Genomic DNA, 15,387 nt, shown 5'->3' on the forward strand with positions numbered 1-15,387 from the left:
TCAGGCTCTATCCCTTATTAAACAAGCTGTTTAGCCTTCTTGTCACCCGTTAAGGAATTTAAGACAATAAACTAGCAGAATTTATATCTAAAAATAACGTTGCTTGCGATTGCTTTCTGAGAACTGATGCTGGACAATTTGTAGTAATTGACTCTTGTAACATTTGTTTAACTGTTTGTGATTTACGTTTTTCTGGTGCTAGACAAATAATTTTTTTTGCTGCACAAATCAAAGGCAAAGTAACAGTAAAAGCGTACTGTGGAACACTATCGATATTGGGAAAGTGACCTGTGTTAACTTGTTGCTGGCGATTTGTTACGTCTAGTTTCACCAATTTGACGTTGTAAGGATCTTGAAAATTAGCTACGGCTGGGTCATTAAAAGCCAAGTGTCCATTTTCACCAACACCCAGACAACACAAATCAATAGGCTGTGCTTGCAATAGTTTTGTGTAGCGATCGCACTCTGTGATCGGTTGCAAGGCATCGCCTTCTATATAATGGAATTTATGGGGAAAAATGCGCTTTTCTACACGTTCTCGCATATAGCGCCGAAAACTAGCAGGATGGTCAGCAGTCACTCCCAAATATTCATCTAGATGAAATAAAGTAATTCGTGACCAGTCTACACCACCAAGTGAGATTAAAGCATCCAGAAATTTGAGTTGGGAATTACCTGTTGCTAACAATACAGCTGCTGTGTCTTGTTCCTGGAGAAGTTGCTGTAAATACTGTTGTGTGATTTCTGCAACTGCTAAGGCCATTTCTGCTTCAGAGTTGTAAATCTGCACTAATAAGTCATCGACACGAAAAGAGTTTGTAGCGGCTGACATTTGCTTACAAGGAATGTTGTCAATAGAAGAGAGGCTAGAGGCTAGGGATTAGAGAAAAAAGTTTTTCGTTCTTGGTTGTAGTTTTTTCCGTGATTGACTAACTGGAAAAAGTGCTGAGTGCTGTTAAAAATATTAGTCCCTAGTCCCTTTATATGACTGAGGACAAAAACCATGTAAACTATGTAAATAAAGTTAATAATTATTTACAATTTACCCAACTATCATGCTAGCTGCAATTCTCTTTGACTTAGATGGCACTATCGTCAATACTGACCCTATTCACTATCAAGCTTGGCAGCAAATGCTGTTGAGTTATGACATCGAAATTGACGAGAGTTTCTACAAAGCTCGCATTAGTGGACGGTTAAATCCAGAAATTGTTAAAGATATCTTGCCACAATTATCAGTAGCTGAAGGTCAAAAATTTGCAGACGAAAAAGAAGCCCTATTCCGTGAACTTGCTTCCCATCTCCAAGCAATCGATGGATTTGCTGAACTCATCGCATGGACAGAAAAACATCAATTAAAACGTGCTTTAGTAACTAACGCCCCTCGACTAAATGCAGAATTTATGCTTAAGGTGCTAGGAATACAAACAGCTTTTCACACCATTGTGGTGGCAGATGACTGTGTTGCAGGTAAACCTGACCCTACGCCTTATCAAGTAGCATTAAATAACTTACAAATTAAGCCAGAGGAAGCGATCGCCTTAGAAGATTCTCCCTCTGGTATTCGGGCCGCAGTGGGTGCTAAAATTCGCACTGTTGGTGTAGCATCGACTCATGATCCGCAAGTCTTACAGGAAGTTGGCACGTTGATGTCAATTCCAGACTTTACTGATTTGCAGTTGTGGACGTTCCTTAATTCGTTGATAGAACCTGCAAATGTTAACCTTCTGAATTAAAGCGATGAACCAGTAGCCGGAATCTCCACGGTGGGGACTACCACAGGGGGTCTATCTGGACGTTTTGATTCCACAGGTGGGGGGGTGGGGATGACCACAGGCTGTGATGGTTTCACTATTGAAGGTGGCGGTGGTGGTGGAGGTGCAGGTGAAGTAGACTCTTTGCTAGTTGTGGGTATGACATTGGAGGCTGGCGATTCTGGGGATGCAGCCTCTTCACGCGATGAACGGATTTCCCGTAGCCTCTCTATTAACGGCGGTGTCGGCGCAACACTAGGCGAAACTGAAGGTTTTGCAGATCTGACACTATTGGTGCGCGGCGCGTTTTCCGTAGAACTACTGCTACTGGTTGTGGGAGTTTCTTCTTGAACAACAGGTACAGAACGCTGGCGTTGTCTGGGTGTTGAGGCTGGTGCAGTGTTCCTGGCCGGAGAAGTGCGATTATTTTGAGGCGTATTATTTTCTTCCCTCGAAGATGAAGCTGGCGAATTAACAGCAGGTTTTGTTGGTGCCGACTCTATTGTCCGTTCTTCAAAAAGTGGTGGTGAAGATGACTGTGGTTCAGCACCAGAAAATAGGCGGGTGATCCCAAAACCAGCTGTACCAGCAACAGCAGCTACACCTAAAGCGATGAATAATTTAGTATTCCCCTGTTTTTTAGACCTTGAGGGCTTTTTAACTCGACTGAGGACAGTTGCTTGGGGCAATTTTTCTCGCTGCTGCTTCGCCGACAAATTTATTGTGGGTACTGCCTGAGTGGGGGGTGCTTGGGGCGTACTGATGCCACTTAGAGGTAGTAGTTGCAACCAGTCAGCAACCGTGGCTGGCCGAAAGCGAGATTCTACAGCCATACCACGCATGACTGCTTGATTGACTGCTGCACTTAAATGAGGTTGCAGTTCACGAGGAGATGGCATTTTTTCGCGATCGCGCAACAAGGCCGGTAAGGGAACTTGTGCTGTCAATAAAGCATACAATGTAGCTGCCAAACCATACACATCTGTAGCGGGTGTACGCGGTGCTTGGGTCAAATACTGTTCAATAGGAGAATAACCTTCAGAAACCATTCCTGTCTGAGTTTGCCTGACACCGTTATTAAATTCACGGGCAATGCCAAAATCAATCAGTACTACTGCCTGAGTTCCTTGACGCAGAATAATATTATCTGGTTTAACATCGCGGTGTAGTAAACCATTGTTATGTACTACCTGTAATGCCGCACCAATTTGCCTGATGTAATGAATTGCTGTTGCTTCTGGTAAAGGAATCGCTGGCAAGACAAAGGCGTTACCTAAAGTTTCCCCAGGAATATATTCCATCACCATGTAAGGCAGGCCATCTTCCACAAAAAAGTCGCTAACCCGGACAATATTGGGGTGGAGACAAGTGGCTAAACGTCTGGCTTCATCCTGGAATTGACGCTCAAACTTAGCAAAATCAGGATGTTGTCGCAGTCGTTCATTAATGGTTTTCATCACTACCTCTTGACCTAAGTAGTGATGAGTAGCCTTAAACGTAATGCCAAAGCCACCGCGCCCGATTTCTTGAATCAGGGTATATTTGCCACCCTGCAAAATTGTGCCTGCTAACATAGAGAGTTCTAAGTCCTGATTCCTGAGTCCTGAGTAAGCAGATAGTACTGAGTCTTGATTCTCCAAGCAATCCCTAATCAACAATTTTCTCCATATCTTGATACAAGTCAAGAACTAACAAGGATATCACCCTTGTCTTTAGGAATATATTAATGTTGGCAACTCTTGAAGTTTCAAACTTCTCGATGATCGTAACAGCTTTGTCTTTTAGATCATACAATAGGGGCCATTGGCCGTTTGTCTCCACAAAGACCCATTAAAATCGTTGACCTATACCTAAATGTACTCGGCTTTCTCCTTGGTCATTAATCCCGTAGTCAGCACGAATTAAACCCAGAGGGGAGTCAATCCGGACTCCAGCCCCATAACCAAAACCATTACCTGGTTTACCACGCACACCCGCGGGATCTCCGATGACAGTATCACCAGAACCCAAGTCTGAGGCAAAGTCGGCAAAGACGACACCACCCAACACGGGGATAATGGGAAAACGATATTCTGCGGAAGCCAATACATAAGTCCGCGCACTACCCACTTCGCCCGAATCATAACCCCGCACTGAATTAGAACCACCTAAGTTAAAACTTTCGTAGGGTGGTAAATCGCCGAGGACAGTACCCGCTTGGAAATTGACAGCGAATACTTGCGACTGGGTGTTGTTAGTGTTAAATAATTTTACTGGCACATACTGACTATAATTCGCCGTGAGGCGATTCATGGAAATATTACCTTGACCAATGGGTATGGATTGTTCTGCACTTAAACTGACCAAAGAACCTTGAGTGGGATTAAAAATATTATCTCGTTTGTCTTGGGAAGCAGTGAAAGAGACAGTAGCCAAATCATCAATCCCCGTACCACTGGCTGATAGGCGATTGCCTAGTTCGTCAACCGGGGAAATATTACCTTGGCGATCGCGAATGCTGGTGCGTGTATAATTTAATCCCAAAGATGTATTCCAGTCGTCTAGTGGCTGCTGGAGGCTGAAGGAAGCACCAATTTGACCTTCCCGTGCTTGATCACCGTTGGGTAAGGGAACACTGTTATCCAAGGTTGACGAAAGTTCCCGCCGACGGAAAGTATTAATGCTATAACCTAAACGATCTGGTTCTGTTGAGCGATAGGGACTGGTAAACTTAGTATCAAACTGTACGTCTCGCCGACTCACACCTAAATTTACAGCCAAATTATCGTTAACACCACCAATGTTTTGGTCTTGATAACTTAAAGTTCCTAATAGTCCTAAGTCAGCGTTATAGCTACCACCAACATTAACCGCCCTAGCCCCCATTTCCTTGAGATCATAAACAACATCAACTTTATTGGCATCGCCTTCAAGGTTGACATTTACTGTTTGAAATAAACCAGTACCGTATAGCCGCTGAACATCTTCCCTGACAGTATTTTCTTGGAAAATTTGCCCTGGTTGCAGTTGTAATTGCTGTTGGAGAAAATCGGTTTTAGTTCGTCCTTCTACTGGTTTACCCTGACTGTCAACGGTTTTCCCATCTTCGCCAATAAAACGAAACTTGATTTCACCCACCAAGCCTTCCGCTACATTTACGGTGAGAACGCCTTGGCGGTTAGGCAAAATTGATAGCACATTTGCCAGTTGATAACCATTGTCGGCATACCATTGATCGATTTGTTGGACAACTTGTTTAAGTCCCTCTGGACTAATGGGTTTGCCAATTTGTGATTGGAAACGTTCTTGCGCTACTGGATAAGTCAGTGCTTTAGCTCCAGAAAGTTGCAGCGATCGCACGATGACTGGTTGCACCTGATACACTACATTTAAGCCTGCTGGTGTGGTGCTGCTACTGACATTAGCACTAGTAAATAAACCTGTCTCTAAAATTGCCGCTACGTCCTGTTGTAGCTGGTTTTGACTAGTGTCCCTACCCACTTGGGTTTTCACCACTTGGCGCACAATCTGCTGCAATTCTTCGGTAGCACCTACTACTTGGATGTTTGTCGCTGTGACTACTAAGTTGTTATCAGTATTTGCGGAGATGAGAAGTGGCTGTGGGGAGGTGGGGCGATTTGCTGGTACAACTAGGGAATTTTGGGAAAACTTTTGAGTATCTAGAGTTTCTGGTGAAGCAGATATAGGTTGAGTTTCTAGATTTGTGGCTGTTAAAGCTACTGGAGATTTTTGATTTACACTTGCTGGTACAACTACAGCATTTTGGGAAAACTGTTGGGTATCTAAAGTTTCTGGTGAAGCAGATATGGGTTGAGTTTCTGGATTTCTTGGCGTTAAAGCTACTGGAGAATCTTGATTTACACTTGCTGGTACAACTACAGCATTTTGGGAAAATGATTCGGTAGTTACGGTTTCTGGGGATGCAACAGATTCCATACGCGCAGGTGTTGCTTCTATAATCGGCACAACGGAGTTTTCCGCAGGTTCATCTTGAGAAATGGTTTTGCTAGATGCTGCTGTTGCTTGTTGTGTAATATTGCTAGCTGCTAAAGTAGCTAAAGTTAAAATCGCAGCAGAAGAAATTCGCATAATATTTATTTTAATTAACTGGTAGTTAGTTGTAATGAGGTGAGTTAATGAGGATTATACTAACTTCCAGCTGCTTGGCCGATTGATATCCTCATTTATACCTCTTGTCCAAACAGACAGTTAATTTTCAGATTTTGTTTCTATGCTGCATGAAAAGCGTTATTTACTAGATATTGCAGAATCTAAAATCCAAAATTGTTTAATGACCTTCACCAGTTAGTTTTATTTGTGTCGCCCTATTTATATGAGTAATGTCTCTCGGTTATCTTCAGATACAACTTCTCGTTTGCAGTTACTAGTTTTAAGCAATGGCCATGGAGAAGATATAATTGCTATCCGCATTTTGCACGAACTCCAGCAACAACAAAATTCCCCAGATATTTTTGCTTTACCTTTGGTGGGTGAAGGACACGCTTACCAACAATTAAATATCCCACTTATCGGTTCAGTACGTACCATGCCTTCTGGTGGGTTTGTGTATATGGATAGTCGTCAACTAGTAAGAGATGTGCGTGGCGGTTTAGTGCAACTTACCCTGAATCAAATTAAAGCTATACGTCGTTGGGTAAGTTCCCAAAAAAAATTAGGTAACAAGACAGCTATTTTAGCTGTAGGAGATATTGTACCGCTGTTGTTTGCTGCTTTTAGTGGTACTAATTATGCTTTTGTGGGTACGGCAAAATCAGAATATCATGTCAGAGATGAAGTAGGGTTATTATCTAGAACATCAAAAGCTGCTTATTGGGAAAACTTTTCTGGTTCAATTTATCATCCTTGGGAACGTTGGTTGATGAGTCATCGCCGTTGTCGGGCTGTATTCCCTAGAGATTCTTTAACTACAGAAATATTACAAAAGTGGTCAATTCCCGCTTTTGATTTTGGTAATCCCATGATGGATGGTTTGCAACCTTCATTTTCGTCTGCAAAATTTTATAATGTCGCAGCCCAACAGCAAGAAACAGCTAGACCATTGGTAATTACTTTATTGCCTGGTTCCCGCGCCCCGGAAGCATATAATAATTGGCAAGTCATTATGACTACTGTATCTGCATTAATGGCTAGTTTTCAAGAACGAGATTCTATTTTAAACTCTTCTGGTAATGTAGTATTTTTAGGAGCGATCGCCCCGAGTTTAGATACCAATATTTTATCCCAAACTATTCAATCCCAGCGCTGGCAACCCCACACAGAATCGCCCATTCCCCTACCTGACCCTAAGGCTTTAATATTTCACCAAAAAAATGCATATTTAGTGCTAACACAACAAGCATATAACGATTGTTTACATTGGGGAGATGTAGCGATCGCAATGGCAGGCACAGCCACAGAACAATTTATCGGCTTAGGTAAACCCGCTATCGCCATTCCCGGTAATGGACCTCAATACACCCCAGCCTTTGCCGAAGCCCAAAGCCGCCTTTTAGGATCATCCTTGATTTTAATAGATCATCCCACCAAGGTAGTGCAAGTAGTGCAATCGCTACTCAAAAATCCTGATAGTTTGCACGTCATTTCCGAAAACGGGATGCAACGCATGGGTAAACCCGGTGCTGCAAGACGTATCGCCGATTGTTTACAAGCAAAATTAGGAAGTAGGGAGAAGAAGCAGGGGGGCAGGGGGCAGGCTTCGCCGTGAGCGTCAGCCGTTAGCGTAGCTTCCCGAAGGGTACGGGAGCAGGGGGGAAAGACTTCTAGCTATGACCAACATTTCCCCTTGTCCCCTTGTCCCCTTGTCCCCTTGTCCCCTTGTCCCCTAATCACCCAACTAAACCAGAACGCAACGCACGTACAGCCGCTTGAGTACGGTCATCGGCACAGAGTTTATTCAAAATATTCCGCACGTGGGTTTTCACTGTCCCAACTGTGATGTAAAGTTGTTCGGCGATTTGACCATTGCTACACCCAGCAACAATCAACTCTAGAATTTCTAGTTCGCGTTGTGTTAGGGGATAGGTTTCTAAAACTTGCTCGTATTCTGTGGCTAGGGCCTCAATTTTTACTGTTTTTGGCTTATCAGAACCTGGGGTTTCTCCAGGAATGCCTTGGCGCATTTTCCGCAACACTACGTTGGCAATGGCAGGATCAATCCAAGAGTTACCACCGTGAGTTGCTTGTATGGCTTCTGTTAATTTATTGATGCTTGTCTCTTTCATATAATACGAGTCTGCACCTGCTGCAAAAGCGGCTAGTACTGCATCCTCTGTATGATCCATTGTCAAAATCAAAATTTTGGTTGCTGTTTGTCCAGTTTCCGCTTGAAAGCGCCTAAACTTACGGGTAAGTTCAATTCCATCCATGTCAGGCAAGCCGATATCTACCACTGCTACGTCTGGCTTGGCTGTTTCCAAAAGTTTTAATCCTTGGGTGGCATTTGCTGCCTCGCCAATTACTTTCAATGCACTGTGGGACTGCAATGCAGCTCTTAGTCCCATTCTAGTCAGGTCATGATCTTCAATTAAAATAATGCTGATTTCACTCATCGCTATACCCGCTCTTTTCTGATTGCATCATGCAAACTATGGCTTTTCTTAGCAGTTTATCTGATTTTCCCAAACCTAAAGATAGAGGATATTTTATTAACCCTGCATCCACCGATAGAAATAATAAATATTTATTTTTTCAACAATATATACAGGAAAAAATCTAGCCTTAGATATACAGCTAGTTTAGCAAGAAAAATGAAATATTGATACGGACTATAACTTGTATCATTGCTTTAAGTATTAAGCAGTCATCTCATAATTAATACTATTCTAAATCTTTAAAAATATCTAAAAATATGCATAAATCAGATAAAGTTAAAGATGGAATGACAGAAAATGAAAGACGTCTACGTGCTATTTTTAACCAAACCTTTGACTTCATTAGCTTAATGAAGCCAGAAGCTAGTGGACAGTTTGTGCGTTATGAAGTCGATATTGTCGGTACTGGCGATAGAGTTGCTCAACTAGATTTTTCGATTAAGCCCATCAAAGATGAAATTGGGCAAGTTATTTCTCTGATCTTGGAAGGTCGAGATATTACAGACCAAAAAATTATGGCAGTTGATGCCCATAGGTTATTTAATGAACAGGTTTTTTCATTACCTCGTCAGTTTTTAAAGATGGGGTTTGATCATATGACTCAACGTCATCAGACAGAACAAGCATTACACGAAAGTGAAGCGAGATTTTGCGCTACCTTTGAACAAGCGGCTGTGGGTATTGCTCACATAGCGTTAGATGGTCGGTGGTTACGTGTTAACCAAAAACTGTGTGAAATATTGGGTTATACCCATGAGGAGCTTTTAAAGCTGACCTTACAAGATATTATTAATGCCGATGATTTAGCAACTGATGCAGTCAAAATTCGGCAACTATTAGCAGGCGAAATCCAGACTTACTCAACGGAGAAACGCTACATCCGCCAGGACAAGTCATCCGCTTGGATTAATCTCACAATGTCATTATTACGAGAAGCCGATTGGCTGCATGGAAATCATGAGGCAAAACCTAATTACTTTATTGCGGTGATGCAAGATATTTCCCAGCGCAAACAAGCAGAATTTATTTTGCAACAACGAGCAGAGGAACTTACACGTTTAAACACCATTTTGGCCCATACTACTAACTTATTACAAAAGCGTAACCAAGAATTAGATCAGTTTGTGTATGTAGCTTCCCATGACCTGAAGGCACCACTGCGGGCGATCGCCAGTCTCTCTGAATGGTTAGAAGAAGACTTAAAAGAGCAATTACCCCCAGACAACCAACACCAAATGCGCCTGTTGCGGGGGCGAGTCCGCCGCATGGAAGGGCTAATTAATGGCTTATTAGAGTATTCACGAGTGGGGCGCAGTCAAACAGAATTATTCTTAGTTAATGTTGAAGCTTTGTTACGGGAAATCATCGATTCCTGGGAATTGCCATCAACATTTGTGATCGACATTGCTCCGGAAATGCCTACTTTTATCACCAAGAAATTTCCTTTACAACAAGTATTTGCCAACTTGATGGAAAATGCCGTTAAGCATCACTCACGCGCCGATGGTCACTTAAAAATTTCTGTGCAAAATCAGGGGAAATATTACAAATTTATCGTGGCAGATGATGGCCCGGGAATTTCTCCTGAATATCAAGACAAAGTATTTGTGATTTTTCAAACGCTAGAAGCCCGCGATCGCCAAGAAAATACGGGTATTGGTCTAGCGATCGTCAAAAAAATTGTCGAAACCGAAGGAGGTACAATCACTTTAGAGTCTCAGCCTGGTATTGGCAGCACTTTTAGTTTTACTTGGCTGAAACAACTAAATGAATAACAACGTTCAGGCTTACGGTACAGCATTTTGCTATTTAACTCTCACTAATGACTGAGGACGGGCGTTAACTCGCTCATTTACAATTATTGTGAGGCTTAATAAAGTATTTTATTTTATTTTCCTTGCTGTTATGCTAATTTTTGTCGCTTAACAAATTAACAGACCTGACGTTGAAATTTGTTACTTGACCAATTAACCAATTTCAGCTTGTTAATAACTAATTGTCTACTCGCCATTAGTTATTAACCATTAGCTACAATTTAACATTTTAATTCTCATACACTGTTTAATTAACCAGTCAAAAATAAAAAAAATCGAATTCAATGCCAGGAAATGCAAGAAAGAGTGATTAACATATTACTAGTGGAGGATGACGAAGTAGATGTCATGAATGTCAAGCGGGCATTCAAGAAGGTTAATATTACCAATCCAATTTACCTTGCAGGCAATGGCATAGAAGCACTCAAAATGCTGAGTGGCAATGGGCAACCGCCCCAGATACCGGCACAAAGACGTTTGGTCTTGCTGGATTTGAATATGCCTAAGATGGGTGGGATCGAATTTCTCCAAAAATTACGATCTGATCCCCAACTGAGGACAACTCCTGTAGTTGTGATGACAACATCCAACCAAGATCAAGACAGAGTAGAAGCTTACAAATTAAACGTTGCTGGCTATATTCTGAAACCTATTACTTTCACAAATTTTGTGGAAATGATGGCAGCACTGAATAAGTATTGGATCTTGTGTGAAATACCTTGATTAACCAAAGCCGTGGTTTGACATCCTCAGAGTCTTCAGCCGATGGGTGGGAAAAATTCATAAAAACCCTCTAATTTCAAAACTATTTAGTTGCCTATTTTGAACATAAAGATGATAAACATCAACCTGTATTTGACAGCGAAGATAAAAACCAATGGAAGAAGAGACGCTGAGAATTTTGGTTGTAGATGATGACGAAGTAGACCGCATGGCAGTGGGACGGGCCCTGACTCAAGCAGGAGTTTGTATGAAACTGTCTGAAGTAGACAATGGAAAGGATGCACTAGCTGCTTTGAAGTCTACTACCTACGACTGTGTGTTCCTTGATTATCGTTTACCAGACCAGGACGGTTTAACACTGATCCAAACATTACGGGCTGCGGAAGTCAAAGTTCCTATGGTAGTTCTGACTGCCCAAGGAGATGAGCAAATCGCTGTCGAGTTGATGAAAGCTGGTGCTACAGATTATCTTTCTAAGTCGAGAGTAGGTGCAGAAACTCTAGCACAGGTGTTGCGCCATGCCATGCGGGTACACCGTGCAGAAATGCAAGCAGCTTTGGCCAACCAGCGGCTGAGAGAAAGTAATGAACAGCTGATTCGTAAGAATCAAGAACTGGAGAGTCAACGTCAACAAATTCAGTTGCAAAACTTCAAGTTATTAGAAGCATCTCGTCTCAAATCGCAGTTTTTGGCAACGATGTCTCATGAACTGCGGACGCCGATGAATGCCATTATTGGGTTTTCTCAAATATTGTTGCGCCCTAAGTTTGGTCATTTGACCCAACAGCAAACAGATATGATGGAGCGGATTCTCAACAATGGTAAACATTTGTTGATGCTAGTTAATGAAGTCCTGGATTTTTCTAAGTTAGAAGGAGGGCGGTTAGAACTAAAACCAGAATTATTTGATTTAACAAAGGTGATTAATCTGGGCGTCACCGAAATGCGTTCTTTAGCTGAGGCTAAAAAGCTGTCTTTGCGAGTTGACATTGACATCGAAAACCCTTGGATATTTAATGATTCAGTGCGCGTGCGGCAAATTTTAGTAAACTTACTATCCAATGCCATCAAATTTACAGAGTCTGGTTGTATCTGGGTGGAAATTGAAGAAGTAGCGAAAAATCGCGTGGCGCTGGTAGTTCGGGATACAGGTATTGGGATAGCACCCAAAGATTTTCCCTATATTTTTGAAGCTTTTCGCCAAGTTGATCAAAGTATCACTCGCAAGTATGCTGGTACAGGGTTAGGGTTGGCCATCATTGATTCTTTGGTGCGAATGATGGGAGGCAAAATAATTTTGGAAAGTCAATTGGGATCTGGTTCGATGTTTAGAATTGAAATTCCACGGCAAGTCTTATTACGCCAAGATTCTGAGGGGAATTTGCCCGCTCTAGATGTGGATGGCCATGATATTTTTGGTTCGCAGAACTCACATCATTCTGCGACTAAATCCAGTAAAGCATCGACGGGATTTCGCAATTTTAAAATATAAAATATTTCAATTTTTTTACAAAAAGTCGTTAATCATGTCTGTAGTGGAAAATTCTCAAATTGATCGTATTCTCGCCGTTGATGATACTCGAGACAATCTGATCTTGGTTCAAACTATTCTGGAAAGTGAGGGGTATGAAATTGATTTAGTTACAGACGGTATTACAGCTTTGGAGCATATTGAAAAATCTCCACCCGATCTGATTTTGCTAGATGTGATGATGCCAGGAATTGATGGTTACGAAGTAACTCGGCGGATTCGTCAAAACCCCAACTTGAATGTCAATTATATTCCCATTCTCTTAATTACGGCCTTTCACGAATCTAGCGTTGTGGAAGGCTTAGACGCAGGTGCAGATGATTTTATTCGTAAACCATTTGATACCGATGAACTTTTAGCCAGAGTGCGATCGCTCCTGCGCCTCAAACACAGTCTGGACGAACAAAAGAAGATGGCCCGCCAGCGCGAAGACTTTGTTTCGCGTTTAACCCATGATTTGCGGACTCCTTTAGTAGCTTCTGATCGAATGCTGAGTTTGTTTGAACAGGAGACATTCTGCAAAATTTCCCCGGAAATGAAACAGGCGATCGCTGTGATGATTCGCAGTAATCAGAACTTAATGCAGATGGTGAACACTCTGCTAGAAGTTTCTCGCTTCGAGGCTGGTAAAAAGACTTTAAATGATGACATTTGCCATCTTCCAGAGATTATTCAAGAAGTCATCAGCGAACTTAATCCTCTTGCTAGTGAGAAGAATTTATATCTAAAAATAGATACTAGCGAGTTAGACCAACAGCCAGAAATGAATGGTGTCGTCATGGGTGACCCGTTAGAATTACGGCGTGTATTTAACAACTTAATTGGCAATTCTATCAAGTTTACGGATACAGGAGGTATAGAAATTCGGATTTCGGAAAAACTAGCTGATTCTCAGAGTCAAGGTTGGGTAACAATTGACGTTAAAGACACAGGTTATGGTATTGCTCCTGAAGATCAATCAACCGTTTTTGAGCGATTTCGTCAAGGCAGAAATAAACGCTCAGGTAGTGGATTAGGGCTGCATTTATCGAGCCGAATTGTCGAAGCACACGGGGGCAAAATTACACTGACCTCTGAAGTTGGTAAAGGAAGTATATTCACCGTGACAATACCGAAAGATAGTAGTCAGTAGTCATTGAATAAAGCAGGAGGAGCAGCGGGAGAAAAGAAAAGATTTTTAATTGGTAGCTAAACGCCTAAAATCCTTGCTTGATAATCAATGTTTCTTGTATTTGCTTCCCCAACCTTGCCATCTCACAAAATCGCGTTGCTCCCAAGGCTTTATATAAAAACTTAAAAGGAGAGTTTCCATCTGGGTCAACTTTTCCCGACTACTTCCGCGCAGGTGTACCTCATCTTATTGAGAACTGCTATTTAAATTGGTTATTATTAAATTATTTTCCTTGTTTTACTTAGTATTCAGCACTTTTGAGAGTCGAGGGAGATTTAAGTTTACCCTGTAGCCGTCGGTGAAGTATCGCCTCTAAATCCTCCATCATGTAAGGTTTGCTGATGTAGTCATCAAAACCCCCTGCGAGGAGGCGCTCTCGATCCTCTTTACCAGCCAAAGCTGTAACTGCGATTACTGGAATTTCGCAAGTTAGCGGTTCTTGTTTCAGATAATGCACAATATCGACTCCACTCAGACCTGGTAACAGAATATCCAACATAATCAAGTCTGGCTGATACTCTTTTGCTACTAGTAGGGTAGTAGAACTGTCATTTTGACAAATAAATCTACAGCCAAGTGACTCAAGGGCATAACTAAGCAGCAGTAGACTATCATCATGATCTTCCACTGCTAGAATTAAAGGCTGCTGTGAGTTGTACTTCTTGTCATCATTCATGAAGGAATGGGCCAGATACATCTCTTCTCCAGAAGATTGAATTGGAATTTATCGTCTCACTTAAAAATACGAGTCATCCCGCAAGGGTATAGAATCGCGCTAATCCAGGATTGGCTCAAGTTTTACTTTTCCTTTGTTGATCAGTTGATAATTGTCAGTCACGCTATAAGGATCAAGACAAATAAAATCTCTAGCCAATGGGTTTAGCAAGTACCCCTCGATTATACGCAAAATTACAGAATATGTTCCTCAGAGTTTATCAGAAGTGTCCATAAAAAATTATCATCCACCGTATTATCTCTGGTGTTACTGATGTCCGTAGAGCCAAATATACAGAATCGTAAATAGAGATTACTGTCAATTTTATCTTGAACTACTTGTCATTTATCTCTCAATCTCAGTAGAAATAACCGGACATCTTATTGCTAAATTTTTTATCTATTGAAATTTTTGTGTTACAATTGTAGTATGCAAAATACAGCTTAAAAAATCAAAAATTTAACATATCCTAGAGCCACATAGCATTTCCCAATTACACGAGGTACACCCTAACTCCTAGCTGGTGTCCAACTTCGATTATCGCTGCGTAATTCAGAAATATGGAATTTGATTATTTTAGAAACAAAGAAAGTACTCCGAATAATAATAATGGTCAAAGTTTACTTTCTAGTGGTTGGCGACCATTTCATAGAGAGTTAGACTGGGAATTTTTCTGGCAACTATTACATAACGACAGCCACGAATTAACTCAAAAAAGTTTGAATTTAGTGAGTAATTTTGCTGAGGTTTTAGGACGCAATAATTATGCTTGGTGGGCTAATTTATTGAACGTCGTATCTGACAATACACGTTATGAAGTAGAAAAATTTTGGAATTATATTACACCAGACCCGCAATCACCAGATCATCGCCACAAAGATGTTTTGAGTACAGAAACGCCTATTGTGCAATTTGTCAGTCGTAGTAGTATTCCTATTGACTACGTTTTGAACCGTCTGCAAGAAATTACTATTTTACGAGTTTTACAACTTTTAGGTCGTCCCGATATTATTACAGGGTAAGAGCATCTCAATCAGGCTTGACACAAGGAATCAGAAGAATCTAAAG

General features: G+C 41.5%; 11 protein-coding genes and 1 pseudogene. 7 read left to right on the top strand and 5 right to left on the bottom strand.

Annotation, left to right across the window (positions count from 1 at the left end):
• Positions 1-58: 58 nt before the first annotated feature.
• Entirely contained in the window at positions 59-832 is a 774-nt protein-coding gene (locus tag ACM0OS_RS24805) for a glucosamine-6-phosphate deaminase (RefSeq protein ID WP_414545843.1), read from the bottom strand.
• Positions 833-1,055: 223 nt separating this feature from the next.
• On the opposite strand from ACM0OS_RS24805, the gene ACM0OS_RS24810 reads away from it, so the two are divergent.
• Positions 1,056-1,736 (top strand): HAD family hydrolase, encoded by a 681-nt coding sequence (locus tag ACM0OS_RS24810; RefSeq protein WP_414545844.1) that lies wholly within the window; start codon positions 1,056-1,058, stop codon positions 1,734-1,736.
• On the opposite strand, the gene ACM0OS_RS24815 is transcribed toward ACM0OS_RS24810, so the two are convergent.
• Positions 1,733-3,328 (bottom strand): protein kinase domain-containing protein, encoded by a 1,596-nt coding sequence (locus ACM0OS_RS24815; RefSeq protein ID WP_414545845.1) that lies wholly within the window; start codon positions 3,326-3,328, stop codon positions 1,733-1,735. The two genes, ACM0OS_RS24810 and ACM0OS_RS24815, sit on opposite strands and share 4 nt — an antisense overlap.
• A 256-nt stretch (positions 3,329-3,584) precedes the next feature.
• On the bottom strand, positions 3,585-5,843 hold the full coding sequence (locus ACM0OS_RS24820; protein WP_414545846.1) for a BamA/TamA family outer membrane protein: 2,259 nt from the start codon (positions 5,841-5,843) through the stop codon (positions 3,585-3,587).
• A 244-nt stretch (positions 5,844-6,087) separates the two neighbouring features.
• Between ACM0OS_RS24820 and ACM0OS_RS24825 the strand changes: the two genes are divergently transcribed.
• Complete coding sequence (locus tag ACM0OS_RS24825; RefSeq protein WP_414545847.1) at positions 6,088-7,479, top strand: lipid-A-disaccharide synthase-related protein; 1,392 nt, start codon at positions 6,088-6,090, stop codon at positions 7,477-7,479.
• A gap of 121 nt (positions 7,480-7,600) precedes the next feature.
• On the opposite strand, the gene ACM0OS_RS24830 is transcribed toward ACM0OS_RS24825, so the two are convergent.
• Positions 7,601-8,323: a response regulator gene (locus tag ACM0OS_RS24830; RefSeq protein ID WP_414545848.1), complete on the bottom strand. Its 723-nt coding sequence runs from the start codon at positions 8,321-8,323 to the stop codon at positions 7,601-7,603.
• Positions 8,324-8,622: 299 nt separating this feature from the next.
• Here ACM0OS_RS24830 and ACM0OS_RS24835 point away from each other — a divergent pair, with 299 nt between their 5' ends.
• From ACM0OS_RS24835 to ACM0OS_RS24850, 4 genes are all read left to right on the top strand, one after another.
• Positions 8,623-10,140: a sensor histidine kinase gene (locus ACM0OS_RS24835; RefSeq protein ID WP_414545849.1), complete on the top strand. Its 1,518-nt coding sequence runs from the start codon at positions 8,623-8,625 to the stop codon at positions 10,138-10,140.
• Positions 10,141-10,473: 333 nt separating this feature from the next.
• Positions 10,474-10,902: a response regulator gene (locus ACM0OS_RS24840; RefSeq protein WP_414545850.1), complete on the top strand. Its 429-nt coding sequence runs from the start codon at positions 10,474-10,476 to the stop codon at positions 10,900-10,902.
• Positions 10,903-11,056: 154 nt separating this feature from the next.
• A complete protein-coding gene (locus tag ACM0OS_RS24845; RefSeq protein WP_414545852.1) occupies positions 11,057-12,394 on the top strand; it encodes an ATP-binding protein in 1,338 nt (445 codons plus the stop codon).
• A 34-nt stretch (positions 12,395-12,428) separates the two neighbouring features.
• Complete coding sequence (locus ACM0OS_RS24850) at positions 12,429-13,565, top strand: response regulator (protein ID WP_414545853.1); 1,137 nt, start codon at positions 12,429-12,431, stop codon at positions 13,563-13,565.
• Positions 13,566-13,845: 280 nt separating this feature from the next.
• On the opposite strand, the gene ACM0OS_RS24855 is transcribed toward ACM0OS_RS24850, so the two are convergent.
• The gene (locus tag ACM0OS_RS24855) at positions 13,846-14,301 is read right to left on the bottom strand and encodes a response regulator (RefSeq protein WP_414545854.1); all 456 of its coding nucleotides are present in this window, start codon (positions 14,299-14,301) and stop codon (positions 13,846-13,848) included.
• 578 nt (positions 14,302-14,879) lie between these two features.
• On the opposite strand from ACM0OS_RS24855, the pseudogene ACM0OS_RS24860 reads away from it, so the two are divergent.
• Positions 14,880-15,335, top strand: a pseudogene (locus tag ACM0OS_RS24860) (AAA family ATPase); the annotation flags it as partial.
• Between the last annotated feature and the right edge of the window lie 52 nt (positions 15,336-15,387).

The sequence above is a fragment of the Nostoc sp. CCY0012 genome (assembly GCF_963920855.1).
In the GTDB taxonomy this organism is placed as follows: Bacteria; Cyanobacteriota; Cyanobacteriia; order Cyanobacteriales; family Nostocaceae; genus Cyanocohniella.